The organism is Virgibacillus oceani (genome assembly GCF_014638995.1).
Classification (GTDB): domain Bacteria; phylum Bacillota; class Bacilli; order Bacillales; family Amphibacillaceae; genus Virgibacillus_E; species Virgibacillus_E oceani.
In genome coordinates this window covers 268,002-292,795 of sequence record NZ_BMFR01000001.1, presented here as the reverse complement: position 1 = coordinate 292,795, position 24,794 = coordinate 268,002, and the positions used below count along the sequence as shown (strand labels likewise).

General features: G+C 35.5%; 25 protein-coding genes and 1 other annotated feature. Of the genes, 2 read left to right on the top strand and 23 right to left on the bottom strand.

Annotated features, from left to right (window positions below; translation table 11 throughout):
- Window positions 1–94 precede the first annotated feature (94 nt).
- From IEV74_RS01475 to IEV74_RS01440, 8 genes are all read right to left on the bottom strand, one after another.
- Window positions 95–682 (bottom strand): DUF4352 domain-containing protein, encoded by a 588-nt coding sequence (locus IEV74_RS01475; protein ID WP_188453571.1) that lies wholly within the window; start codon window positions 680–682, stop codon window positions 95–97.
- Window positions 683–698: 16 nt separating this feature from the next.
- Window positions 699–2,852 (bottom strand): hypothetical protein, encoded by a 2,154-nt coding sequence (locus tag IEV74_RS01470; protein ID WP_188453570.1) that lies wholly within the window; start codon window positions 2,850–2,852, stop codon window positions 699–701.
- A 20-nt stretch (window positions 2,853–2,872) separates the two neighbouring features.
- A complete protein-coding gene (locus IEV74_RS01465; protein WP_188453569.1) occupies window positions 2,873–3,520 on the bottom strand; it encodes a TadE/TadG family type IV pilus assembly protein in 648 nt (215 codons plus the stop codon).
- 24 nt (window positions 3,521–3,544) lie between these two features.
- Window positions 3,545–3,727 carry a Flp1 family type IVb pilin gene (locus IEV74_RS01460; protein ID WP_188453568.1) on the bottom strand — a complete coding sequence of 61 codons (183 nt, stop codon included), beginning with the start codon at window positions 3,725–3,727 and terminating at the stop codon, window positions 3,545–3,547.
- A gap of 33 nt (window positions 3,728–3,760) precedes the next feature.
- Window positions 3,761–4,627, bottom strand: coding sequence for a type II secretion system F family protein (locus IEV74_RS01455; RefSeq protein WP_188453567.1), 867 nt, complete (start codon window positions 4,625–4,627; stop codon window positions 3,761–3,763).
- Window positions 4,628–4,640: 13 nt separating this feature from the next.
- Complete coding sequence (locus tag IEV74_RS01450; RefSeq protein ID WP_188453566.1) at window positions 4,641–5,570, bottom strand: type II secretion system F family protein; 930 nt, start codon at window positions 5,568–5,570, stop codon at window positions 4,641–4,643.
- Window positions 5,571–5,594: 24 nt separating this feature from the next.
- Window positions 5,595–6,776 carry a TadA family conjugal transfer-associated ATPase gene (locus IEV74_RS01445; protein ID WP_188453950.1) on the bottom strand — a complete coding sequence of 394 codons (1,182 nt, stop codon included), beginning with the start codon at window positions 6,774–6,776 and terminating at the stop codon, window positions 5,595–5,597.
- A gap of 101 nt (window positions 6,777–6,877) precedes the next feature.
- The gene (locus IEV74_RS01440) at window positions 6,878–7,984 is read right to left on the bottom strand and encodes an AAA family ATPase (RefSeq protein ID WP_188453565.1); all 1,107 of its coding nucleotides are present in this window, start codon (window positions 7,982–7,984) and stop codon (window positions 6,878–6,880) included.
- Window positions 7,985–8,571: 587 nt separating this feature from the next.
- Here IEV74_RS01440 and IEV74_RS01435 point away from each other — a divergent pair.
- A complete protein-coding gene (locus tag IEV74_RS01435) occupies window positions 8,572–9,699 on the top strand; it encodes a zinc ribbon domain-containing protein (RefSeq protein WP_188453564.1) in 1,128 nt (375 codons plus the stop codon).
- A complete protein-coding gene (locus IEV74_RS01430) occupies window positions 9,680–10,000 on the top strand; it encodes a YvbJ-related protein (protein ID WP_444545755.1) in 321 nt (106 codons plus the stop codon). The genes IEV74_RS01435 and IEV74_RS01430 overlap by 20 nt, the downstream gene beginning before the upstream one ends.
- Window positions 10,001–10,041: 41 nt before the next feature.
- On the opposite strand, the gene greA is transcribed toward IEV74_RS01430, so the two are convergent.
- From greA to cymR, 15 genes are all read right to left on the bottom strand, one after another.
- A complete protein-coding gene (gene greA, locus IEV74_RS01425) occupies window positions 10,042–10,518 on the bottom strand; it encodes a transcription elongation factor GreA (RefSeq protein ID WP_188453562.1) in 477 nt (158 codons plus the stop codon).
- A 200-nt stretch (window positions 10,519–10,718) separates the two neighbouring features.
- Window positions 10,719–11,357, bottom strand: coding sequence for a uridine kinase (gene udk / locus IEV74_RS01420; RefSeq protein ID WP_188453561.1), 639 nt, complete (start codon window positions 11,355–11,357; stop codon window positions 10,719–10,721).
- 20 nt (window positions 11,358–11,377) lie between these two features.
- Window positions 11,378–12,013 carry an O-methyltransferase gene (locus IEV74_RS01415; protein WP_188453560.1) on the bottom strand — a complete coding sequence of 212 codons (636 nt, stop codon included), beginning with the start codon at window positions 12,011–12,013 and terminating at the stop codon, window positions 11,378–11,380.
- Between the two features lie 81 nt (window positions 12,014–12,094).
- A complete protein-coding gene (gene mltG / locus IEV74_RS01410; RefSeq protein WP_188453559.1) occupies window positions 12,095–13,213 on the bottom strand; it encodes an endolytic transglycosylase MltG in 1,119 nt (372 codons plus the stop codon).
- Between the two features lie 131 nt (window positions 13,214–13,344).
- On the bottom strand, window positions 13,345–13,638 hold the full coding sequence (locus tag IEV74_RS01405) for a DUF1292 domain-containing protein (protein WP_188453558.1): 294 nt from the start codon (window positions 13,636–13,638) through the stop codon (window positions 13,345–13,347).
- Between the two features lie 11 nt (window positions 13,639–13,649).
- Window positions 13,650–14,066, bottom strand: coding sequence for a Holliday junction resolvase RuvX (gene ruvX / locus IEV74_RS01400; protein ID WP_188453557.1), 417 nt, complete (start codon window positions 14,064–14,066; stop codon window positions 13,650–13,652).
- Window positions 14,067–14,071: 5 nt separating this feature from the next.
- The gene (locus IEV74_RS01395) at window positions 14,072–14,338 is read right to left on the bottom strand and encodes an IreB family regulatory phosphoprotein (protein WP_188453556.1); all 267 of its coding nucleotides are present in this window, start codon (window positions 14,336–14,338) and stop codon (window positions 14,072–14,074) included.
- 99 nt (window positions 14,339–14,437) lie between these two features.
- Window positions 14,438–17,074, bottom strand: a complete 2,637-nt coding sequence (alaS, locus tag IEV74_RS01390; RefSeq protein WP_188453555.1) for an alanine--tRNA ligase — start codon at window positions 17,072–17,074, stop codon at window positions 14,438–14,440.
- A gap of 211 nt (window positions 17,075–17,285) precedes the next feature.
- Window positions 17,286–17,496 (bottom strand) — a binding site (T-box leader).
- Window positions 17,497–17,547: 51 nt separating this feature from the next.
- Window positions 17,548–18,615 carry an AI-2E family transporter gene (locus IEV74_RS01385; protein WP_188453554.1) on the bottom strand — a complete coding sequence of 356 codons (1,068 nt, stop codon included), beginning with the start codon at window positions 18,613–18,615 and terminating at the stop codon, window positions 17,548–17,550.
- A 48-nt stretch (window positions 18,616–18,663) separates the two neighbouring features.
- A complete protein-coding gene (locus tag IEV74_RS19630; RefSeq protein WP_229683031.1) occupies window positions 18,664–18,858 on the bottom strand; it encodes a YrzR-like zinc ribbon domain in 195 nt (64 codons plus the stop codon).
- Between the two features lie 79 nt (window positions 18,859–18,937).
- Complete coding sequence (recD2, locus tag IEV74_RS01380) at window positions 18,938–21,271, bottom strand: SF1B family DNA helicase RecD2 (protein WP_188453553.1); 2,334 nt, start codon at window positions 21,269–21,271, stop codon at window positions 18,938–18,940.
- 18 nt (window positions 21,272–21,289) lie between these two features.
- Window positions 21,290–21,958, bottom strand: coding sequence for a tetratricopeptide repeat protein (locus IEV74_RS01375; protein ID WP_188453552.1), 669 nt, complete (start codon window positions 21,956–21,958; stop codon window positions 21,290–21,292).
- A gap of 84 nt (window positions 21,959–22,042) precedes the next feature.
- Window positions 22,043–23,155: a tRNA 2-thiouridine(34) synthase MnmA gene (gene mnmA / locus IEV74_RS01370; RefSeq protein ID WP_188453551.1), complete on the bottom strand. Its 1,113-nt coding sequence runs from the start codon at window positions 23,153–23,155 to the stop codon at window positions 22,043–22,045.
- Window positions 23,156–23,168: 13 nt separating this feature from the next.
- Window positions 23,169–24,314, bottom strand: coding sequence for a cysteine desulfurase family protein (locus IEV74_RS01365; protein ID WP_188453550.1), 1,146 nt, complete (start codon window positions 24,312–24,314; stop codon window positions 23,169–23,171).
- A gap of 34 nt (window positions 24,315–24,348) precedes the next feature.
- Entirely contained in the window at window positions 24,349–24,768 is a 420-nt protein-coding gene (cymR, locus tag IEV74_RS01360) for a cysteine metabolism transcriptional regulator CymR (RefSeq protein ID WP_188453549.1), read from the bottom strand.
- Window positions 24,769–24,794: the final 26 nt, after the last annotated feature.

The following is a 24,794-nucleotide window of genomic DNA, read 5'->3' as shown; positions in this document are numbered from 1 at the left end:
TTCTTTTATCATTATTACATTCGGTGAAGAAATAGTAATACTAATTCCTCACCGTAATAAAATAACTGGTAACTATATTTTTTATAAAACTTAATTACATTTCCGGATTTGGTAATACAAAATGAGTTTCTTCATCTGACATTACCTCATATTTTAATAAAAATTTATCCGCATAATCTACTGTAGTTGTATATACTAAATGACCTTTTAATTCATCTCCCGGTTCTAACTTTTTATCACCTACCGTGAAAAATTCATCAATTGATACATGACCGCCTTCTTCATCGAATCCAGAAAAGTTAGCAGAAAACATTTCATTTGGTACATAAGCTTCATCACTTATATTTTTTATTGTGACATCTACTACCGCAAATTTATCCCTTTCTCCTGCTCCGGCAATAAATTCTTCAATTGTAACATCATTAACCTCATTAGCTAAATTAAAGTCCGTCACTGTGACTTCGTAATCGAAATCATAACTGTCACTCGTAATAGTTGCTGTTTCACCAATCTGATAGACGCTTTTATCCTCCTGCTTTTCTTCACTATCGGTTTTTATTGATTGTTCATTACTTTCACTTGAATCACTAGAATTATTTGAATCATTATTATCACCCGAATCATCACTACAACCGGCTAATAACGCAAATGTGAATAAAAATAATAATAATATTTTTTTCATACAGATTCACTCCTTTTTAATATGAATAGACTTTATCCTTATCAATATAGTAATAACTTCCTTGTACTCTCCCAAAATCATTAGGCAGCATTTCCGTTAATGCTGGTATGAACCATAATTTAATTTTTCCTTCTATATTACCCTTTAGATAGGTTGATGCATCATTTAGCTTTTGATTTGTTTCCTTTGTTACTACCGCCTGTAACCTTCTCAATTTTTCATTGTTATATGATTTAGTTGTTGATTTCATCATCATTATTATCCGTAAAAACATGGGCATTGTCACCTTTACACCTCTTTTTCCAAACGCGCTAAACGGTGACCAAGTTAATTCATAATGAGGTCCTCTTGTTATTTCTTGAAGATCATTTAGAGTAGTAGCTAACGATGCAGCCAGTGCCTTAAAAAATCCTAATGGACCTGCAAATCCTCCTTGCAACACTTGTGATAAAAGATTTGCGACGAACATAATCAAAGCAATATCTTTAATAAACATAAAATAATTTACCCCAGGTTGTGCATAACCATATGTTATATATTGTGCCTGTTTGGTGGCGTAACTAAAGGACTGGTAAGCCTTAGTCCCAATCAATTCATATGGTGCTTGAGTGCCATAATTAGCTAAAATATATTCATTAATATATAGCTCATTCCTAACCGATTCGGGGAATCCTTGAATAAAAGTAACAAATTCTTTAAAGCGGTTAAATGCATCTTTAATAAATTGTAGACGTGATGGTTCATCAACTGTTTCACTACCACCCGATGTTCCATTGTATTCCAAAACATATTTGTTCAACTCTTTGTATATTTCAGAGTCTACTTCTATCTGATTTTTAACGTCACTATATACATTTAAAATAGCCCACAGATCTCCAAAGTTTTTATCTGCTTTTTCTTCTTCATTCTTTGTATCAACATTATTTAAATCTTTTCTTAACTTTATAAATCTATTAATATAATCCTCTATAGGCACAATCTGATTCTCTTGTAATAATATTAACTTGTTTTGAATATACTCAATAATAGACTCTGCAATTGGTTTAGAATTCCCGGAAATCGAAAGATAAAATGCGCCAAACAACTGACCTATGGAGTAATCTTCTATATTTAATTCCCCATTAATCGGCTTATCAATTCTTATTTCTTCATAAATAGTCTCTATATTTGTTTTTATATCCTTAAAAAAAGCATCTGTTAAAGTAAACTTTTTAAGATCATCTAATAATTCCATATTTGGTTCCATCAAATCATTGATTTTATCATTATAGAATTTTGCTGATCCTTCCTTTGGTTTTGTTACAGTTCCATTCTCGCCAAATAAATGATCATTAATGCCTTTAACAAACGTTTCAACATTCACCACTGAAATATACGTTTCTTCATTCAAACCATTTTCAAAGTTATCAATTTCTTTTTGTTCATCATCGGATAACTTTTCTTTGTCTTTAAGTTCATTGTACCGATCATAGTAAAAGAGAACTTGGTTAAAAGTTTTTAAATCTTTCGGAATTGGTTTTTCTTCACCGTTTGGTACAGTCCCAATAACACGTTCAGGTATATCAACTTGAATTACCTGAATTATTTGTTCCAGTTGTTTACGGGCTTCTTCAATCTCCGCATTCCTCTTCTTCATCAATCCAATAATCTCTTCATAATTCTCAACCAATTTCTCCGCATTATCAATTTGTTCCTGTGAAATACCCTTTCCCCCGGAAAGTAGGGTGAAAATAGATTCTCCCATTTGAACTGGTGCTTGGTATTTCATACTTTCTAATACCTGATGTCGGAACACATCTAATTCCACAAGTTCTCGACCTTCTACAAAAGTAGCAGTCGCGGAATCAATTCTTGGACTAATAAGGTTCTGATATCCACTTAATCCATTATTATAAAATTGATCATTTACATAACCATTAAAGGTATTACTAACATCGTTGTCCCCACCATACGCAAACAATCCAACATTTGCCAAGTCCGTATTAAATGATGCCATTGTCGATCGTAGTGCTGTATCTATAGCATTTTCAATTTCCCGCTCAGCGGACAAAATTCTTAATGTATCAATCAACAATGCATTTAATAAAAAAATCGGCAATATAATAATGATCATATAGATGGAGACAGAGCCATTATCCTTATAAAATAAGCGTTTTAATTTTTTTTTCATAATCTCAACACCTTACGATTTTAGGGGGCAGGAGTCCCGCCGAAAAATTGTGTAATGGAATTCATAGCCCCACTTAACATCCCCCCTATTCCTGATTTTGTCCATACATACTTAGCAAAGTTAAAATTACGAATTAGTTCAGGGCTTTCGGTAACGAGATGGGTTGAAGTGGCCACAACATTATCACGTCCCAATATATTTTTTACAAAGGAAGGGATATACAATGATGATTCAGCTTCTGCTTCTACATAGCTGAACGCAATATTGTTTCTATACGATAATTTCACACTAATTGCACCCTCACCAAACTCATTGTTGGCTTTTTCAAGTTTCCTTCCCTTTACACCTTCACCCGGAAATCCCCCATTGATTCCAAATATTTGCAAAATGCCATCATCAAATATTCTCCAGTATAATCCATCTCCGCCTTTATCCAACCCCGCATAATAGTTTTTATCAAATGCGCCTGTTGTTAAATCCTTATGAGAATTATTCCATACATAAGCAGTTTGTGAAGCGGCTTTTTGAGCTGCATAATTCGCAGATCCTATTTGAAAAATAATGATACAAAAGAAGACACCGAGCAGCGTGAATAGCAATAATGAAGGAAATACCAGTGATGCTTCAATTGTAAAGCTTCCTCTTTCATCCTTGAAAAAGGACTTCATTCCTATACGCCTCCCTTCTTGCTTTTACTCGCCGCCTGGAAGCTTTTTATCAATATTGTCAAATAATTTATTTGCCCAAGATTCAATTCTGTCTTTAAATAAAAGAGCAATCGCAACCAATACTGCTAATATTAGCAATACTTCTATTGTTTCTAACCCCTCTTCATCATTCCAAAATTTCTTCCAAAAAGAACTGCTTTTTTCCATTTACTTTCTCTCCTCATAACGAAATTTTTATAGTTAAAAAATTGCTATTGCCGGATAAATAACGATTAGTAATACAGCACCAAATATAAATATAATCGGGAAAACCAGTTTAGATGATGCTTCTTCCCCTTTAATTCTGGTAATCGTCTTACGTTTATCCCATAATGAAACAGATAATTCCTTAAGTGATTGAACTAATAGTGCCCCACCTTTGCGGTAATTCATCATTACTGTGGTAGTAAATATAGATACTTCCTGAATTCCGCACCTGTAGTTTAAGTCCTTCATCACCTCCTGAAAGGGAGTGTTGGATGACATTTTGTTTACTGCTTCATTTAGTTCAAAATATAATGGAGAATCAAATACTTTACTTTGGTTTTGATCAACACATTTCTTTATGGCACCTTGAACCGTGTCACCGGCATTTACCAAAAGTATCACCTTATTAACGAACTCCGGAAGCTCAATTATGATAGAATCTTTTCGCTGTTTTACCTTTTTATCTAAATCTTTTACTAAATAAAAACTCAAAATCAAGGTGAGAATCAACCCATAAATTAAATTTGTGTAATTACCTCCATCAAGTTCCACATATACAAGTGTAAAGAATATTGCCAATGTAACGGATGTAATAATTTTCACCAAATAAATCTTCGTATGATCGCCTGATAACTTGCTGCCCTTTAAGATAATCATTTTTTGATGAATCGAATTTATTAGCTTCGGCATACGTTTGTATAATTTTAATTTATCTATTACTGCTAATGAATATGGAGCAATTATTGGCAACGTGATATCTTCTTTGTAACTTTCAATAAATGATTCATATATCTTTTTATTTTTAAGATTCATAAAAACTATAAATAGAAGAATCACAAGCAGAATACTTTTTATTATCATAGAAATTCACTTCCTATACTTCAATATCCATGATTTTTTGACTGATTAAAAGACCGCAAATAATACATGCAAGGGCAACCGTCATCACAATAGGTCCCAATGTGCCGAATTTATATAAAGGCTCCACAAAATCTGGCGATGTAACTTTTAGCATTACGGTAATTCCAACTGGTGCAACAGCCATAATCTTGGATTCAAATTTCTTTTGGGAAACTAATACTCTTATATCCTGTTGAATTTCAATTTTATCTGTAATAATATCTGCTGTTCGTTTGATTACCTCTACTAGATCTCCACCTGTCCGTTTACATGTGATAAAGACATCTGAGAAGTTACGGATATCATCTACATCTGAACGTTTTGCAAAATCATCAATTGCACGTTCAATTATTTCTCCGTTTTCCACTCGACGATTAATCAAATTTAATTCTTTGAGGATATATGTATCGCCATCAGGGTATAACAATTTTAAATCCTTTTGTGTCTCTCTAAATGCATTCTCAATTGACTGACCTGCTGCAAGCGAAGAGGCTAGGGAACTAATTGCTTCTTTAAATTGAAGTGATAACTCATCTTTTCTTACTTTTATTAAATCTTTTCGTTTAAACTTTGGATAAAACATTCCCAAACATGCTGCTATTCCTGAAATAACAAGGTTATCATAAAATATTAACCCAACACCAAAAATAACGGCCCCTGCTAGCAATGAATATTTAATCCACTCACTTTTTGACAGTTGGTATGTTCCATAATCAATAAGATTTTCCCCGCCAATTGTTCTTCTTTTAATTGCCTCAATACTTCTTCGCCTTACTTCTGCACCATGTTTTTCAGCAAGTTTTTTTTCAATGTTTTTAATTTTATTCTTTCTGATTCTGCGAAAAATAATAATTCCTATAAAAACAAAGATAGCAATAAGGGAAAGGATTTCTCTCGTATTCATTTATCACCCTCCTTAATTACACTTCTATGCAAACTGCTCCAATATATCTTTCTTTCCAGTTAGTTTAAGTTTTGTTATGTTTTCCAGCTTGTGATCTGTCTTTTGCAGCTTGCCAATTATTTTACCTCTGTAGTCCTCTCCGCTTTCTTCAAAGACATATAATGGTTTAGTAATAATTTCACCATATTCCATTCCACAGATTTCGGATATCTCCATAACACGTCTGGAATGATCCCTAAGTCTCGATAAATGTACCATAATATCAATCGCAGAGCTTATTTGCTTGCGTATAACTTCAATTGGCATCTCCGCACCGCTTAACACCATTGTCTCTAAACGGCTTAGCATATCATATACGGAGTTAGCATGACCGGTGGATAATGAACCATCGTGACCAGTGTTCATGGCCTGAAGCATATCAAGAGCCTCCTCTCCACGGACCTCACCAACGATTATTCTATTGGGACGCATACGCAAGGAAGCTTTTATTAAATCTTTAATTACAATTTCTCCCTTTCCTTCCGTATTGGCATTCCGAGTTTCCAGGCTAACTAAATTAGGTACTTTTCGAATTTGTAATTCTGCGGAATCCTCTATCGTAAGAATGCGTTCATCTTCTAGGATAAAATTTGACAATACATTCAGAAAGGTAGTCTTTCCTGAACCTGTTCCCCCGCTAATAAATACATTGTATTTCGCTTCCACTAACTGTTGCAGAAAGTAAGCAGTCTCTTCATCCAAAGTTCCAAAATTTATCAGGTCTTCTATCATTAATGGTTTTTCTGGAAATTTACGAATTGTCATAGCTGGACCTTTTAATGCTACCGGGGGCAGAACAACATTTACACGGGAGCCATCTTCCAGTCTTGCATCAACAATCGGACTGGATTCATTAACAACACGATTTACCTTGGAAACAATTGCTTGAATGGTATCTTCAAGCTTTTGCTGATTTTCAAACTTTACATCAGCATTTGATACTTGACCTGCTCTCTCGATATAGATTTCATCATAATTATTTATCATGATCTCTGTTATTGTCGGATCGTCAAGTATAGGCTGCAATACACCAAGCCCTCTGAATGCATGGTACATTCGGTCGACTATCTTTTTAATCATTGTAGATGAGATTTTATTTTCTCTTGCGTATTCAATTACTGTTTCTTCAACAAGCCCCAAAAGTTCCTCATTGGTAGTAGAGTGCATAAAATCTAGCGTTTCTCTAAGCTTTTCAATTAATAGTTTAGTAATATCATCTTCACTTTTAGGTAAGTTCTTATCTGTGGTTTCTTTAGATTGTGAATTAATTATTGCCACTGCTGGGACACCTCCGATGAATGAACAGCATTTTCTTTTAATAGTTTGAATAGCTGTTCACCGATAACAGTATCTTCCATAAGTTTTGTTTCTTCACTTCTGCCAAGATAGCGGATATTAAATCGGATATGCGTTTCAATACTAAAGTTAAACGAATCAAAACCATCAAATAACGCTTCGCCTACATTGTTTAGTATAAAATGTATATTGGACCGATCGTTTCCAAGGCCCACCAAATCATTTGCTAAAAGGCTGTCAGAACTCGAAAAACTGGTTTCATTAGACGATAAGATCCAAAATATTTCGTCACTGTTCTTAAGGGCAGAACGATTTCGTTCATGGATAGAACTGTCAAGATCAACAATAATATAATCATAGTTTTGGGTGTCCCTTATGGCTTGAATTAATGATTCAATATTCTCTTCAGTTGCTATTTGCATTTCCTCAGGGAGAACAGGTAATGCAAAGTAGTCTATGTTAGTTAATGAATCTCTGGATTTTAATGATTCGATATTAGCGATAAGCTGATTTTTATTCTTTTTCAAATAATAAAATACCTCAGCTGAAGATGGTCTATCTTGTTTGAAATATAGATATGTATTATGTAATTCCTCAAGGTTAAGATAGAACACCCGCTTATCATTCATGCTCAGATGTTTTGCCAAGCAAAGGGATAACAATGACTTGCCAACCCCGCCATTCCCGCTAAAGAAGCTAATCACCTTTTCTTTTTCCTTACCATTTATTACCGAACTTAATTTACCATTCATCTCATAATATATGGCTAATACCTGTGACAAAAGCTCATGGAAAGGCTGGTATTTATAAATCGAAGTCTTCAATTCATCCGGGACCATTATTTGCTCCTCTGAGAGTGAAATCACCTTATCAAAACTGACAGAGCATTCATTGTCAACCTCAAGATCAGTCAATAAAATATGCTGTTTTTGATTACGTGTGTTTTTCTTGAAGGAATCTGTATCCGTGAAAATCTTAGAAGAAAATTTCTCTTTGATGTTGGAGCTGATCATAAAGTTTGAGAAGTAATTTGCATAACTGCTGTCTTTCGTTAATAAAACCAGACTAATTTTATTCATTTGGATCACCTTTACCTAATCATTTAATACTGTTTTACCATTCTTAACAATGTTACTAAAAAAGCCTTACAAAGATAAGCTAGAATTCACAAAACAGTCATTTATACCTATCACCCACGGAAAATACTTTGAATTCGAGATATTTTAGATTAAATACTTTGATTTCAAGATATTTTAACGAATATTAACTACAGTTTTCTATATATCGTTCGTTAATAGACAAAAATTATATCAATTTGAGTAACAATTATGGATATTAGAAATTATTAGTCACCCCTGCTTTTTCAGTTGAAGCTTCATTCCTTTTTCCAGTGACTTTCAAACTAGGTATTAATGCTCATAAATCGCAATTTTCCCATCGCTTTGTAATTAAAATGTAATATTAAATCCGCTAGTTTTGTTAATTCTAAGCGTTTTCAGGATAATGGAATTTTATGACACACCACTTAAACTAGTTAAAAAGAGCTACGTAACAGGGCTTAAAATAGTGAGAAAGTGGTATTAAGATTTTTTCCGACTGTGATACGATGGTTATATTATTGTAAAATTTCAATTCAATTTTCTCAGTAAGGGAGAGATGTCAATCAATGGAGTGTAAAAATTGTGGATACCAAACGAATGACGACAAAAAGTTCTGTCCGGAATGCGGTAATCAATTGACCAAATCGTCGAATGATCCAACTATAAAGAAGCCACTTAGTAAAAAGGTTATCCTAATTGCCTCAATTGCCGCGATCTTAAGTCTATCCTGCATTGTCTTTTACTTTATCGGCAAAGGAAAGTTTCAACCCGAAAACAAACTGCAAAACTTTGAACAAGCAATAGAAGATAAAAATACAGATAAACTGCAAAAACTTCTTAGTCCAGTCAATGATTCATTTGATATTACGAAAGAAAACACGGCAAACTTTATAAAGTATTTAAACAGCAATCCTCAAAAGTATGATGCACTGCTTAGCAGATTAACACAACAGGCAGAAAGTATGAGTAATTCTGGAGAAAATGAAATGGCATACTTAAACGATACATATGCAACACTTAACATGATAAAAGAAGGAAAAAAGTGGCTGTTATTTGATGATTATCAAATAATTGTTACGCCAATGTATCTAGACCTTTATATGGATACAAAAGATGTTGAATTGTATGTAGATGGAAATAAGGTAGGCACATCTACCGGAAAAGATTATCATGAAGAATTTGGGCCATTTATGCCGGGCATTCATGAGATTAAAGCAACATTTAAGAATCCATATGCTGCTTCAAGTGTGAGTGATGAAGTAGAGTTATTTGACTCAAGTGAATCTAAACTTGTACATACGTTAGAGCTTGAAGCAGAGGAAGTTACGATAAGCTCTATTTATGATGATGCTGCACTATTTGTGGATGGTAAAAAAACAGATATTACGGTTGGACCCGAAGAAAAATCAATCGGAATGTTTCCCACGAATGAGTCTGTTTCTATTTATGTTGAGAAAGAATTTCCCTGGGGAACCGCAAAGAGTGAAGAAGTATATATCAACAGCAACCACGAAACGTTTGATACCATTTATCCATTGTCCAAAGAAAATCAAGACGAAATGCTGAATCAACTAAATGAAACACTTGCGCAATACGCCCAGGCATTAACAAAAAGAGATGCATCAGTTATGAAAGATGGTATAACTGACAAGTTAAAAAACTTTAGCAGAAAGGATCAAAGGAATAAAGATTGATGAACCAGACTATACAGGCAAATTATTAAAAACCGTATACAATAAAGATACATTGCTCGAAACCGAATATGACAAACAATCAAAAACCTACAAATTTAATATAAAAGCAGAAGTAACGTATCATGAGCCAAATGGCGACCTGGGATGGCTGTATAGAGACAAAGACAAAAAGAATTACACAAGAACAAGAATGCTTACTGTAGTATACGATGGAAAATCGGATAAATGGCAATTGGATAAAAATGAATTATACTATCACGTTGTAACTGATAATGAGGAAATTGTATTTAATTTAGAATAGAAAAAAGCGAGGTATGTACCCCGCTTTTTTCTGATCAAGCATTAATTAATCTTTACAATTTTAACCTGAATCTCTCCGCCTGGTGTAGCAACAGCAACCTCTTCTCCTACTTCATGTCCAAGTAAGCTTTTCGCCATTGGAGAGTCATTGGAAATTTTACCTTCAAACGGATCGGCTTCAGCACTCCCAACAATGGTGTACGTTTCTTCCTCGCCATCGGGTAATTCGGTGAATGTCACTGACTTTCCTAAAGATACTATATTTTGATTGTTATCATCATTTTCAATAATTACCGCATTTCGAATCATTTTTTCGACCTGTGAAATACGTGATTCAACAAATGCTTGTTCATCCTTTGCAGCGTCATACTCCGAGTTCTCAGATAAATCCCCGAAGCCGCGTGCAACCTTTATACGTTCAACAACTTCCTGTCTTCTTTCTGTTTTTAAATAATGTAATTCTTTCTCTAATTTTTCTTTCCCCTCTTGTGTCATGTAATAACTTTTCTCTGTAGCCATTAAAAAAACACTCCTTTTCATTCTCCACTGAAAATACCAATATAAGTGATTCATCATTCAGCTAGAAAATTCATTAACCAAATGATCAAAAACCCGATATAAATGAGCAGCATCATTGTCTGCCCGCTTAAAATAAGTATTTAGATAATATACTAATATTTACTATGGCAGACTTTATTTAAATTTTCAATACTTTTCCTTTATTTGTTTTCGTGATTTTTCGATAAAATGTTCTCAATCTTTGTGGCCATGATATCGATTGCAACGTGATTCTGACCGCCTTCAGGAATAATTATATCAGCATAGCGTTTTGTAGGTTCTACAAACTGTAAATGCATTGGACGTACATTATTAATGTATTGATCAATAACAGAATCAAGTGTCCGTCCACGTTCCTTAATATCTCTTAAAAGGCGGCGGATTATCCTTACATCGGCATCTGTGTCGACAAATACCTTAATATCCATTAGATCAACCAACCGCGGATCTTCTAAAATTAATATTCCTTCCAATATAATAACCTCTTTTGGCTCTACTGGAATAATTTCATTGGACCGTGTATGAATTTTGTAATCATATACCGGTTTTTCAATTGCCTTTTGATTCATTAAATCATGTATATGCTTAATCAATAAGTCATTATCAAATGCAAGCGGATGATCATAATTTGTATTCAATCGTTCTTCAAATGGTAAGTGACTTTGATCTTTATAATAATAATCCTGTTCAATAACAAGGATCGTTGTATCGGAAAAGCGTTGACAAATGGAGCGTGTTACAGTGGTTTTTCCACTTCCGCTTCCCCCTGCAACCCCTATTACTACTGGCTTATCCTGCATGAAAAAAGGAGCTCCTCTCGTTATTTTTTTATACTTATGGCGACCCCATCACCAATTGGAACAATGGTCGTCGTAAAATCCGGATGATTTATCAGCCATTCATTATAGTTTCTGATCTTTTGCCCAATCTTGCTATTGCGCGAATGGATTTTCTCTGAATCTGCAACATAACCCTTAAATAATACATTATCGGAAACAATTACGCCACCACTTGGAATACATTGACAATACAATTCAAAAAATCGTTGGTATTGGCCTTTAGCAGCATCAATAAACATAAGGTCAAATAATCCACGGTTGATAATTTCCTGTGACTTTTCAAGAGCATCGCCATAGATGACGTGAATTTGCTTTTGCTTTGACTGGCTTTGAATATTTTCCAATGCCTGATGATACCTTTTTTCATCACGCTCTATTGTAACAATTTGTGCAAGTGGATTTGCTTCAAGCATCCGCAGGGCCGAATATCCTATTGCAGTACCAATCTCTAGAATAGTGTTTGGCTTATTCATGTTAATAAGCTGCATTAAAAAATGTATGCCTAATGGATCCATTATCGGTATTCGTTCTATTTCTGCCTGACGTTCAAGCTCTGTAACCCATTCCTCTTGTGGGGGTAATAACTGGGTTAAATAATATTGTTCATTCCTATCCATCTTATCAGCCCCTATTCACTTTTTCTGGGAACACACTAAAAAAACGGGAAATGTGAAATGGCATTCACACTTCCGGATTCCTTAATCAATATATTTATCTTTAAGTTTATTATGTTCTTTGTTCGTTTTTGAATAATGAATCTTACCTTCTTTGTCATGTAAAAAATACTTATATTCCGTTTCTTCTGGCTGCAGTGTCGCCTTTAACGAACTTTCGGCAAAGTTTGAAATTGGGCCTACAGGTAATGCATCGACATAATAAGTATTATATGGTGATTTAATTTCCAAATCCTTGTATGTCACCTTTTCCTTGTGCTCACCCATGGCGTATTGAACAGTTGGATCCGTTTGGAGCTTCATTCCGTCTTCTAAACGGTTATAAAAAACTCCAGCAATCATTTTGCGCTGCTTCACTGTTTTGGCCTCATTTTCAACTAACGATGCCATTGTTATTGCTTCATGGACTGTGGTATCTCTTGCTGCAATGTCATCCAGGTAAGGTGTAACTACTTCAACTGTTTTTTTAAGCATTTTTTCCACAATCGCTTCCACTGTTGGCTTTTCTTCATAAAAATCATACGTTGCTGCAAATAAATAGCCCTCCAATGGCATTCTGATATCTGGTTCAAGTATCGCATTTGTTAAAATCTCCGGGTATTTACCCATCAATTGTTCGACGTATGCAGGATCATTTATTTTAGTTAAGAAATCTTCCTTATTTATCTTTAATTTATTCGCATAAATCTCAGCAATTTGTTCAATCGATTTTCCTTCAGGTATCGTTACTGTATATAAGGCTTCCTCCATAACTTTTCCTTTTTGCAACGCTTCGATAATTTCATCCAGAGTCATTGCTTTTGTCAATGCATACTCCCCTGCCTGAAATTCCGACTCATTCTGAAATTTTATGTAAAAGCGAAATACACGAGCATCTTTTATAATGCCCTTTTCTTCTAAAATATGAGCGATATCTGACGTTGATGATCCCATTGGAATTTCAACATTAATTTCTTTCTTACTTGATGAATCTACAGGCTTCAAAGCAGATTTTACATACATATACCCTGAGATACCACCAACTACAAGGATTAGAATTAACGATATGATAATGATCGATACGATTTTGCGAACCGTTCTCGCTTCTTCACTTCTAGCAATTAGGTTGTCCTTATAGTTTCCATTGTTTTTCTTTTTGGACATCAAGTATCCCCCTCTCATCCGGTATATTATACTAAAAAAATATAAGATATGCCACGATTCGCTAAAATATCCCAATAAAAACACATAAGAAAAGCTGATGTCAAGCCTTAACATCAGCTTTTTCATATCATTTACTTATTGTCATTATCTTCTTCATCCGCTAACGTATTAAGCATTTCCTCTACCATTTCCCATTCTTCATCAGATTCAATTGGGAAAAGTGATAAATCATTATCGTCTTCTTCTTTTTCTTCATAACGAAATGCGTAAACCTCAACTTCCTCGTCATCCTTTTGCTCAACCGGAACTACTGCTATATACGATTGATTTGTTTGATCAACATCAAACGTAAATAATACTTCAAATAGATGCTCTTCCCCATTTTCATCAGGAACAATAATACGTTCTTTTTCCTCTAGTGCCATGCCTTCACTCCTTAACTTTTTGACTCAAGAAAGCCTTGTAATATCATTACAGCGGCCATTTTATCTATCACTTTTTTTCGTTTTTTTCTGCTGACATCTGCTTCTAATAATACACGCTCCGCAGCTATTGTAGTTAACCGTTCATCCCATAATACAGTCGGGATTTGATGCGTTTCTTCCACGTGTTTAGCGTATCTTTCCGAAGCTTCACCACGTTCGCCAATAGTCCCATTCATATTTTTTGGTAAACCTATAACTGCTTTTTTCGCTTCGTGCTGCGCGATAATAGCTTTTAATTCTTCATCTGCGGATGTGATGTCATTCTCATCCCACTTTATTGTTGTTAATCCTTGTGCAGTCCACCCCATTGCATCGCTAACTGCGACACCAATTGTTTTGGATCCGACATCTAAGCCTATTATTTTCATTTATTCTATCCTTTAGCTTGCTGTTCTAAATAAAATTTCACCAATTCTTCGATAACTTCATCACGCTCAATTTTCCGGATCAAATTCCTTGCATCGTTATATCTTGGGATATATGCAGGGTCACCACTTAACAAATAACCCACAATTTGATTAATCGGATTGTAACCTTTTTCCCTAAGTGAATCATGGACAGTCATTAGAATCTCTTTAATATCCTGATCAAATGGTTCCTCCGAAAAATTAAATTTCATCGTTTTATCAATAGAGCTCATAGTGACACCTCATTCCAAGTTTTGCCTTCATTCTTATTCTAACATGTTTCTACCTAATATTATATCTTTTTATGCTAGATAAAGGACAAGACCTCAATTCTATATATTATCTTTAACATATTGGCTTGCATATAGCAAAGCCTGTTTAATTTTTTGCGGGTCTTTACCGCCTGCCTGTGCCATATCCGGACGGCCGCCGCCACCGCCTCCACATAACTGTGCTGCTTGTTTAATTAAATTACCTGCATGAAGACCGCTTTCGATTAAATCTTTAGAAACTCCTGCTGCTAATTGTACTTTTTGATTATTTTCTGCAGCAAGCAATATGATACCGGATCCAAGTTTTTGTTTTAAGTCATCAACCATATTCCTTAACTGATTCATATCCTTTACATTTACCTGCTGTGCTAATAAATTCACACCATCAATCGTTTCCACTTGATCTAATATAGAAGAAGCTTCCATATTTGATACTTTGGCATTTAGTGATTCATTTTCCTTTTGCAGTGATTTGATATCCTGGAATAACACCTCAATTCGCTCGGCAACCTTTTCATCATTTGTTTTTAATAGTGTTGCAGCATGGTTTAACGAGTCAATTTTATCGTTCACATAATGATATGCCTTTTCACTTGTAACAGCTTCAATTCTGCGTGTACCTGCGCCAATTCCAGTTTCGGAAACGATTTTGAACAACCCTATTTCCGCTGTGTTTTGCACATGACAGCCTCCACACAATTCGATACTATAGTCATCCACCTGAACAACACGTACGATATCACCATACTTTTCACCAAATAAGGCCATTGCTCCCATTTCTTTAGCTTCGTCAATTTTTTTATTCTCAATAACTAATTGCGTAGATTTCCATATTTGCTCATTAACAATCTGCTCTATCTTATCTAGTTCTTCATCCGTAATTGCACCAAAATGAGAGAAATCGAATCGCAATCTATCTGGAGTTACGAGAGAACCCGCCTGGTTTACATGATTACCCAATATATCCTTCAATGCTTGATGCAATAAATGGGTAGCTGTATGATTTTTGACAATTGCTTTACGGAATTTGCTATCGACAATTGCTTTAACTTTTTGACCGACCTTTAATTCACCGTCTCTTATTTTCACATGATGAATATGCTGTCCTTTAGGTGCTTTTTGAACATTTTCTACAAATGCAGAAGCTTCGTCTGTAAATATCCATCCGTTATCAGCAATTTGCCCGCCGCTTTCCGCATAAAAAGGGGTTTCATCCAAGAATAATACTACTTCATCACCTTCATATGCAGCATCGGCCATTTCTTTTCCGTTTATCATTTGCGCAATCGTTGTTTCCACTTCGAGGTTCTCGTATCCGATAAATTGACTTTTAACAGTTACCTTGCTTAAAATTTCATCCTGGACCTGCATGGAGTCTACCTTTTGGCGTGCATTGCGTGCGCGTTCGCGCTGTTTTTCCATTTCTTTTTCAAATCCAGCTTCGTCAATCGTAAATCCTTCTTCCTCAACATATTCCTCCGTTAATTCTTTAGGAAATCCATACGTATCATATAGACGAAACACTTCTGTTCCAGGAAATACAGAACTTCCATTACTTTTTTCTTTTTCCATAATAGAATTCAGAATATCCAGCCCTTCATGTAACGTCTCATGGAAACGGTCTTCTTCTGTTTTAATTACGTTTTCAATATATTCCTGCTGCTTCGTGACCTCTGGATAAAAATCCTTCATAATATTTCCTACAACGGATACTAGTTTGTACATAAATGGCTTTTCAATTCCTATTTGTTTCGCATAGCGGACTGCCCTTCTTAAAAGGCGCCTTAATACATATCCTCTTCCTTCATTTGATGGAAGTGCATTATCTCCGATTGCAAAAGCTACTGTTCGGATATGATCAGCGATTACCTTAAATGCTGTATCACTTTCTTTGTTTAAACCATATGTGACATTAGCAAATTCCTCTGTCTTTTTAATAATTGGCATAAACAAATCTGTCTCAAAGTTTGTAGGTACATCTTGAATGACAGACACAATTCGTTCGAGGCCCATACCAGTATCAATATTCTTTTTAGGAAGCGGGGTATACGTATCATCTGGATTATGATTAAACTGGGAAAATACTAAGTTCCAGATTTCGAGATAGCGATCATTTTCACCGCCAGGATACAATTCAGGATCGTTCGGGTCATTGCCATATTTTTCCCCGCGATCGTAAAATATTTCTGTATTCGGTCCACTTGGTCCTTCCCCAATATCCCAGAAGTTTTCCTCAAGACGTATAATCCGTTCTTTAGGAAGTTTTATTTCATGAAGCCATAATTCATAAGCTTCATCGTCTTCTGGATGTACAGTAACAGATAAAAGTTCTGGATCAAAATTAATCCACTTTTCATCTGTTAAAAATTCCCATGCCCATCTAATTGCTTCTTTTTTAAAATAATCTCCGATTGAAAAGTTCCCAAGCATTTCGAAAAATGTTTGGTGCCTTGCTGTAAATCCTACATTCTCGATATCGTTTGTGCGAATTGATTTTTGTGCGTTAACTATGCGTGGGTTATCAGGAATTACACGTCCATCAAAATATTTTTTTAACGTTGCAACACCACTATTAATCCAGAGCAATGTTGGATCTTCAATCGGTACCAATGATGCACTTGGTTCAACCCGGTGGCCTTTTTCTTTAAAAAAGTCCAAGAACATTTGACGAACTTGCTGTGAACTTAGCTGTTTCATATTGTAACCTCCATCTATCATTTTCATTTCAAACCCTATTTCGTAAATTTTGTTGTTTATACTTTCCCATTCTCCGTAAAATGCATCGTAAGTATTTTATGATGCTTTTTCGCCCCGCAGCCCGAATATACTCAGTCGCATTTTACGTCTATTGCTTCAAAAACAAAACCTTCTGCAAAATAACCGAAAAAAAATACCCCTCTCTGCTTCATGCAGGGACGAGATATTCGCGGTACCACCCTAATTACAAACGAAATGAATCATTTGTCACTTTATCACGATAACGGTGTGCAGTCCGACGGGTTTTAACCGTACTCCAGTTTAGCTTTCCATGATTCTTTGCCTGGGATTTCTTTCAGCCTGTGGAAATCCCTCTCTTAATAAGGAAGTTATCATGTACTTAGAACCTTCAACATGTTCCTATTATGATTAATACTAGTTTAGCGATATTATAAAAAAATATCCCTGAAAAGTCAATGGTGTTGTTTTATTATGGCTACATGTGAAACGATAACCTTTAAAATGGTTAATAGTGGAACTGCTGCTATCATCCCGATTACTCCACCTATTTGTCCTCCCAGAAGCAAAGCAAAAATTATTGCAATTGGATGTATATCAATACTCTTCCCAACTATATAAGGGGAAAGTAAATTACTTTCAATCAGTTGGACGATAAAAATTGCTAATAACACAAATACAATTAACTTTGCAGACATTGTAAGTGTAATGGCTACTGCCGGAACCGCACCAATAATTGGACCGAAATATGGAATAATATTGGTAAGGCCCATAATGATCGCTAACAGGAGTGCATATTTAATATGCAAAAGCTGAAAAGCAACAAATGTAGTTATGCTTACAAATAAACAAACGATTAATTGTCCGCGTATGTAATTTCCCAAACTTTCATCAATTGCGTGAAATAGCTTACTGCTTTGCTCATGATATCGTACTGGAATCCATTTCTTAAAATAATTCTTGATTTTGCTGAAATCCTTTAAAAAGTAAAAAACCAATACCGGAATAACGGTAAGGAATATAATCATGTCAAAAATTTTTGTGAACCCGCCAATTAGTTTGCCCAATAAATTCTCTAAGGAGGTTTCAACCCCGATTATTAGTTGATCCATTTTATCGTGAACAGCTTCAGGCAAAAATGAGGTGTATTCATATAGCTGATAGATTAAATCCTCATACATATCTATTAATAGCGGCAATTGTTCCGTTAAATCTTTCAGCTGATGCAATACAGCAGGATAAACACGATAAATCAAATAGCCTATTCCGCCAAAAAATAGAATATAGATAAAAAGAATAGCCAAGCTTTTGGGAATGTGATAGGAATGTATTTTTTTAATTACAGGGAATAGCAGGTAAGCAATTAATCCCGACACAATAAAAGGAGCTAATAGATGAAAAAGAAATGAAAAAACAGTTCCATAGATAGGAAACAGTTTTACAAGTAAATACAGGAATAAAAAAACTAATATACCGATAACAATCCAATATAAAAAATTCAATGGCTTTTTTTCTTTAAACATAAACAGCACTCCCTAGTACAAAAAATTCAACATTTTTGTGACTGAGGGTTACCACTGGATTCTTCGCTCATCATCCGTAAATAAGTCATTTAGCGAACTTAGGGAACCATCCGCTTCAATTTGATGTACGGTTAATTCATTATTATCGGTCACTGACAGTTCAATAAAACAATTCCAGCAGTAAAATTGCTGTGAACCGATTTTCCCTATATCTTTTCCTCTACAATTCGGGCATTGCATCATACTATTTATTGCTCCTTTTCAGCAAAATAAATTTATTACGTTAGCTTAACCCGGAATTGCAGATAATATACATATGCATTTACATAAAGTCATAAGGTGTAATTACTTTTTCTTCTTCATCAACTGCTGGTTTTGTTTCGATTCCTTGCAATCTTTCCACTAGCTGTTCTTTTAACGATGTGTATCGTTTATTGGTATCCAGTGTTCGAACTCCCCTTAGGAATGCATTTTCTTCACCGCAAATGATTAATGACTGTTTACTTCTAGTAATAGCGGTGTATAGTAAATTCTTGCGCAGCATTCGATTGTAAGTAGAGACCACTGGGAGAATGACGATTGGAAATTCACTGCCCTGCGATTTATGTATGGAAATACAATATGCATGCATAATGTTTATGTAATCCTTTCGCTCATAAACTACCTCTTTACCATCAAATGAAACCACCAATTGTTCAACATTTTCTATATTTTCATCCTCAGTAAATATTGCAGCTACCTCGCCAATGTCACCATTATATACATGGTCCTCAGGCTGATTAACAAGCTGAATAACCTTATCCCCAACCCGAAAAACCACATCATTTGCTGCTTTTACCTCACGTTTTGTTTTCGTTTTTGGGTTCACTAATTCTTGGAGCTCTTTGTTGATTAGTGTGATTCCCGCTTGAGACCGATACATTGGGGCAAGAACTTGAATATCCTGAATGTCAATCCCTTTCGAACTTGCACGTGAATAAATTTTTGTAATAACATCTATCATTTGCTGTTCATGGCAATGAATAAAGCTGAAATCTTTATCATTTTTAAGTGATCCACTTGAGCAAGCATTGTTTTTAATTGTGTGGGCAAGCTGAATAATTTTGGAACCTTCCTTTTGCCGGTATACTTCATTGAGACTTACAAATGGAATCAATTCACTAGACAATAAATCACTTAACACTTGTCCAGGGCCAACAGATGGTAATTGGTCCTCATCCCCAACTAAAAGGACTTGCATATCATCCGGGACCGCCTTGAATAAATTGTTCGCCAGCCAAATATCAACCATGGAAAATTCATCTACAATCAAAAACTTTCCCGTTAATGGTTCTTGCTGATTTTTCTCGAATCCATCTTTTCCATCCCAGCCTAATAGACGGTGAATCGTAACTGCCGGGAGTCCTGTTGATTCATTCAGACGTTTGGCTGCACGACCTGTTGGAGCCGTTAGAATAAATGGGTAGTCCGCCCTTTTGACGTATTCTTTAATATCAAGAGCAACATCATGGATTGCAGCATAAGCTTTTAAAATACCTTTAATAACTGTAGTTTTTCCAGTGCCAGGGCCGCCTGTGACAATCGTTACCTTTGAGTCAAGTGATTGATTAATTGCAGAAAATTGCTCTTTTCCATAACTTAAAATTTCTTCTTCCTCAATCTGCCCAATAATCTTCATCAGCTCAGCAAGTGTTGCAGTGTTTTCAATAGGTTTAGTGATAAGGCGTTTTAAATTGGAAGCAAAACCATCTTCAGCATAATAAAGTGAAGGTAAATAGACATTTCCGTTTTGAATAATCACTTTCTTCTCTTTGTTTAATTCCATCAATCGATCTGCAATATCTTTTTCCGATAGCTTTTCGTTAGAATGGTAAAGCAAATTGACGACCTGTTTCAGACAAGTGTCCAGTGGAATAAAAACATGGCCGTCCTGGATGCTTTTTTGCAATACATAAATAGAGCCAGCCCCCAATCGATTGGGATGTGTTAATGAAAGACCACTTTGTCGTGCTATTTCATCTGCCTTTTGGAACCCAAACCCTTCAATATCGAACACATATTGGTAAGGATCCTCCTGTAATATTTGCAGTGCTTCATCCTTATACTTCTGGTAGATTTTTTGTGCCATTTTCAAACCAATCCCATATTTCGATAAATGCACAACAATATGTTCAAACCCTTGATTTTCCTGTAAGCTTTTAACTAGCAGCTCGGCTTTATCGTGTTTAATTCCAGGGATATCATGTAATACATCTTTGTTATTTAGGATTTTAGATATTGCATTTTCACCTAAATGGCCAACAATCCTTTTTGCAGTTTTCTTACCAATTCCATAGAACATATCACTAGATAAATAGGCAATCAAACCATCTTTTGTGTCCGGAATAACAGTTTGATAAGATGTAACTTTATACTGCATTCCGAACTTAGAATGTCTTTCGAAGCTTCCATAAAATCGATACGTTTTGTCCTCTTGTAAATTGGCGAAATATCCTTTTGCTACAATATCTTTTTCCTTGTAATCTTCATTCGTATCTTTTACTTTTATTTTTGCAATCGAAAAATGCTCCTGTTCATTATGAAAAATGGTGTACAAAAGTACCCCCGTAATATATCCCTGCTCTTCATTTTCGATAGATTGCCTTTGCTGTTCCATCTAAACAACCCCACCGTCTTACGCTTCGTTTTGATTTAACAATTCTTCTATCTGTTTTTTTCCGTTAGCTGCCAGTACGTGGTCCGATTGAATTGTTAATGCCTTATTAAAATGATCCAACGCACTCTTTGCATCGTCATTATATAGAGAGATGACACCTAGATTATAGTGTGCATCACTATGTTTGGAATTCTTCTTCAAAACCTTTTCGAAAACCGATTCTGCCTCCTCAATATGATTGGATTGTGCTAATGCTAATCCATATTGAAATAGAATTTCATCATCATCCTCTTCTAATTCAGTTGCTCGAAGTAAATATGGGATAGAAAGCTTTAATTGCTCCTGTTTCTGTAATGTCATTCCCAGCATATAATAAACATCACTTTCTTCCAAGCCTAATTCAATTGCTTTTTGAAAGTTTTCTGCTGCCTTTGGATAGAGTGATTGTTCAAAATACAGGTTACCTAACCCGTAATAAGCGGTTGCTGTATGTTCATCTAATTCAATTGCTCGTTGAAAAAAATTTTCCGCGCGTTGCAGTTCATTGATATGAACCAGCAGATTACCAAAGTTTATGTATCCAATTGGATCTTCTGGGTTTTCTTCAATAATTTCAGTAAAAAGTTTTGCGGAATCCTCATATTTTTGTTCCTTCATATAAGTAATTGCTTGTGTAATTTTATCCATGTAACCAATCCTTCACTAAAAAAGTACAGGACCATTATCCAAGAACCATTGTTATCGGTTTCCGGAGTATGGTCCTAGCTGTTTTTAACCTACATAATCCAAGTACTGATTGCCTTTTATAACCTCTTCTATTGTGCCTCCTCCAAGACAAACCTCACCATCGTAAAAGACGACTGCCTGCCCAGGAGTTATTGCACGTTCTTTTTCGTCAAATTTCACATGTACATTACCATCATCTAGAATGTCTACCGTTACAGCACTATCTTTTTGCCGATAACGAAATTTCGCTGTACATGTAAAGGTTTTTTCCGTATTGTTTTCATTAATCCAATTTACATCTGCAGCTATTAGTCCATCTGAATAAAGCGCAGGGTGACTAAAGCCTTGTTCAACGTATAGGATATTTTCTTTTAAATTCTTCCCAACTACGAACCACGGATCACCTGACCCGCCAATACCGAGACCTTGCCGCTGACCAATTGTATAATACATGAGTCCATCATGTTTTCCTTTATCAATTCCATTCAGCGTTTTCATTTTACCAGGCTGCGCTGGTATATATTCACTTAGGAACTCTTTAAAATTGCGCTCCCCAATAAAGCATATCCCAGTACTGTCTTTCTTAGCTGCCGTTGCCAAATTGTGCTGCATGGCAATTTCTCTTACTTTTGATTTTGGTAAATGCCCTAATGGGAACATCACTTTTTCTAAGACGTCACTCGTTAATTGATTCAAAAAATACGTCTGATCTTTATTATCATCTATCCCGCGTAACATTTCATATTTCCCATCATTAACACGCACTTGTGCATAATGACCAGTTGCCAGATAGTCAGCACCTAATGACAACGCATGGTCTAAAAATGCTTTAAATTTAATTTCTTTGTTGCACATAACATCAGGATTTGGCGTTCTTCCTGCTTTATATTCATCAAGAAAATAGGTAAATACCTTGTCCCAATATTGTTTTTCAAAGTTAACTGCATAATATGGAATGCCAATTTGATTGCATACACGTACTACATCCTCAAAATCTTCCGTTGCGGTACATACTCCATTTTCATCAGTATCGTCCCAGTTTTTCATAAAAATACCTACTACATCATACCCTTGCTCTTTTAAAAGCAGTGCCGCTACAGATGAATCTACTCCACCACTCATTCCAACTACTACTCTTGTTTCTTGTTTACTTTTCATGTTTTTCACCACCTTAATAAGAGGCTAATCGTTTTATTATCTTGGCAATGCGATTCGCCGCTTCTTCTACATTCTCCGTTGTATTTGCTGCCCCAAAACTAAAGCGAATGGAATTAGTTGTCCGTGGATTGTCCGCTCCGTACATTTCTGTCAATACGTGCGAAGGTTCAACAGATCCGGCCGTACACGCACTGCCGCTTGATGCCGCTATTCCTTCCAAGTCAAAATTGGTAAGCAATGTTTCTACGTTCATTCCTTTGAAGCTAATATTAACAATAGCCGGAATTGTTCCATCATAATTTCCATTAACCTTAAAATCTATATGTTTATTCTCTAACACGTTTAGAAAATGGCTTTTATATTGTTTATACAAATTAGTTCGCTTTTCCCTTTCTTCCTCAACCAATTCAACAGCTTTTTGAAACCCTACGGCACTCACAATATTCTCTGTGCCTGCTCGCCGTTTTCTCTCTTGCTCGCCTCCATATTGCAAAGGATTGAGTTTAACACCCTCCGCGACATATAAAAACCCAATCCCTTTTGGTCCATTAATTTTATGCGATGAAACGGTTAATAAATCAATCCCCAATTCTTTTACATTTAACTGCATTAAGCCAAATGCCTGTACAGCATCTGTGTGAAAATTAGCCTGATGATCCTTCAAAAGCTTTCCCGCTTCCCGAATCGGCTGCACAACACCTGTTTCATTGTTAACGGCCATAATCGACACAAGAATCGTCTCGTCTGTCAACGCATTTCGTAAATCATCAATTGAAATACTTCCATTTTCATAAACTGGCAAATAAGTTACATTGAAACCGCTTTTCTCCAAAAACTCTGCAGTATGAAGTGTAGCATGGTGCTCCTGTACAGTAGTAATTATGTGCTTTCCTTTTTCTTTATTAGCAAAAGCTGATCCAATAAGAGCTAAATTATCTGCTTCTGTCCCGCCGCTTGTAAAAACGATCTCTTTTTCATTTGCATGTATGCTATTCGCCATCACACGTCTTGCTTCGTCCAGAAGACTCCTTGCCTTTCTGCCAAATGAATGAACACTGGATGGATTTCCAAACACCCTTTCATAAATTGGATACATTACATCTATAACTTGTTTGTTAACAGGTGTCGTTGCCGCATGATCCAAATAAATGTGTTCCATTTTCTACCTTTCCTTTCTATTTGTTATTCCTGACTTATATATAAAACATGTAGGATTCCTGTTGCTGATCATCTTCATGATCTTTTAAATCATCCAATGTAGTCGTATCCAGTACATCTTTTACTGCATCTCTAATTCGCAGCCATAATGCCTGCTTGGCCGGCTCTTCTTCCTCAATACCTTCTACAGGAGTTATCGGACCTTCCAATACACGTATAATATCTCCAGCTGTTATTTCACCCGGTTTTTTTGCTAAAATATAACCACCGTATGCTCCACGAATGCTCTTTATTAAGCCAGCATTTCTAAGCGGTGATGCCAGCTGCTCTAAATAATGTTCTGATAGATTTTTATCTCGTGCAATGGATTTAAGTGATATCGGACCATCACCAAAGTTCCTTGCAAGTTCAATCATAATGGTCAATCCATACCGACCCTTAGTAGAAATTTTCATATCAAACACCTCGGTTTTTACTAACA

Bases quoted from the DNA above. Each gene is read 5' to 3' on its own strand.
- ruvX (WP_188453557.1), bottom strand. From the start codon at position 14,066: ATGAAAATAATAGGCTTAGATGTCGGATCCAAAACAATTGGTGTCGCA.
- IEV74_RS01460 (WP_188453568.1), bottom strand. From the start codon at position 3,727: ATGGAAAAAAGCAGTTCTTTTTGGAAGAAATTTTGGAATGATGAAGAG.
- IEV74_RS01435 (WP_188453564.1), top strand. From the start codon at position 8,572: ATGGAGTGTAAAAATTGTGGATACCAAACGAATGACGACAAAAAGTTC.
- IEV74_RS01475 (WP_188453571.1), bottom strand. From the start codon at position 682: ATGAAAAAAATATTATTATTATTTTTATTCACATTTGCGTTATTAGCC.
- IEV74_RS01465 (WP_188453569.1), bottom strand. From the start codon at position 3,520: ATGAAGTCCTTTTTCAAGGATGAAAGAGGAAGCTTTACAATTGAAGCA.
- greA (WP_188453562.1), bottom strand. From the start codon at position 10,518: ATGGCTACAGAGAAAAGTTATTACATGACACAAGAGGGGAAAGAAAAA.
- IEV74_RS01455 (WP_188453567.1), bottom strand. From the start codon at position 4,627: ATGATAATAAAAAGTATTCTGCTTGTGATTCTTCTATTTATAGTTTTT.
- IEV74_RS01385 (WP_188453554.1), bottom strand. From the start codon at position 18,615: ATGTTTAAAGAAAAAAAGCCATTGAATTTTTTATATTGGATTGTTATC.
- IEV74_RS01395 (WP_188453556.1), bottom strand. From the start codon at position 14,338: ATGAGCTCTATTGATAAAACGATGAAATTTAATTTTTCGGAGGAACCA.
- IEV74_RS19630 (WP_229683031.1), bottom strand. From the start codon at position 18,858: ATGATGCAATGCCCGAATTGTAGAGGAAAAGATATAGGGAAAATCGGT.
- mltG (WP_188453559.1), bottom strand. From the start codon at position 13,213: ATGTCCAAAAAGAAAAACAATGGAAACTATAAGGACAACCTAATTGCT.
- recD2 (WP_188453553.1), bottom strand. From the start codon at position 21,271: ATGGAACAGCAAAGGCAATCTATCGAAAATGAAGAGCAGGGATATATT.
- IEV74_RS01375 (WP_188453552.1), bottom strand. From the start codon at position 21,958: ATGGATAAAATTACACAAGCAATTACTTATATGAAGGAACAAAAATAT.
- cymR (WP_188453549.1), bottom strand. From the start codon at position 24,768: ATGAAAATTTCTACTAAGGGTCGGTATGGATTGACCATTATGATTGAA.
- IEV74_RS01405 (WP_188453558.1), bottom strand. From the start codon at position 13,638: ATGGCACTAGAGGAAAAAGAACGTATTATTGTTCCTGATGAAAATGGG.
- IEV74_RS01445 (WP_188453950.1), bottom strand. From the start codon at position 6,776: ATGCACTCTACTACCAATGAGGAACTTTTGGGGCTTGTTGAAGAAACA.
- udk (WP_188453561.1), bottom strand. From the start codon at position 11,357: ATGCAGGATAAGCCAGTAGTAATAGGGGTTGCAGGGGGAAGCGGAAGT.
- IEV74_RS01365 (WP_188453550.1), bottom strand. From the start codon at position 24,314: ATGGAACACATTTATTTGGATCATGCGGCAACGACACCTGTTAACAAA.
- IEV74_RS01440 (WP_188453565.1), bottom strand. From the start codon at position 7,984: ATGAATAAAATTAGTCTGGTTTTATTAACGAAAGACAGCAGTTATGCA.
- mnmA (WP_188453551.1), bottom strand. From the start codon at position 23,155: ATGAAAAGTAAACAAGAAACAAGAGTAGTAGTTGGAATGAGTGGTGGA.
- IEV74_RS01415 (WP_188453560.1), bottom strand. From the start codon at position 12,013: ATGGATAGGAATGAACAATATTATTTAACCCAGTTATTACCCCCACAA.
- IEV74_RS01450 (WP_188453566.1), bottom strand. From the start codon at position 5,570: ATGAATACGAGAGAAATCCTTTCCCTTATTGCTATCTTTGTTTTTATA.
- alaS (WP_188453555.1), bottom strand. From the start codon at position 17,074: ATGAAACAGCTAAGTTCACAGCAAGTTCGTCAAATGTTCTTGGACTTT.
- IEV74_RS01470 (WP_188453570.1), bottom strand. From the start codon at position 2,852: ATGAAAAAAAAATTAAAACGCTTATTTTATAAGGATAATGGCTCTGTC.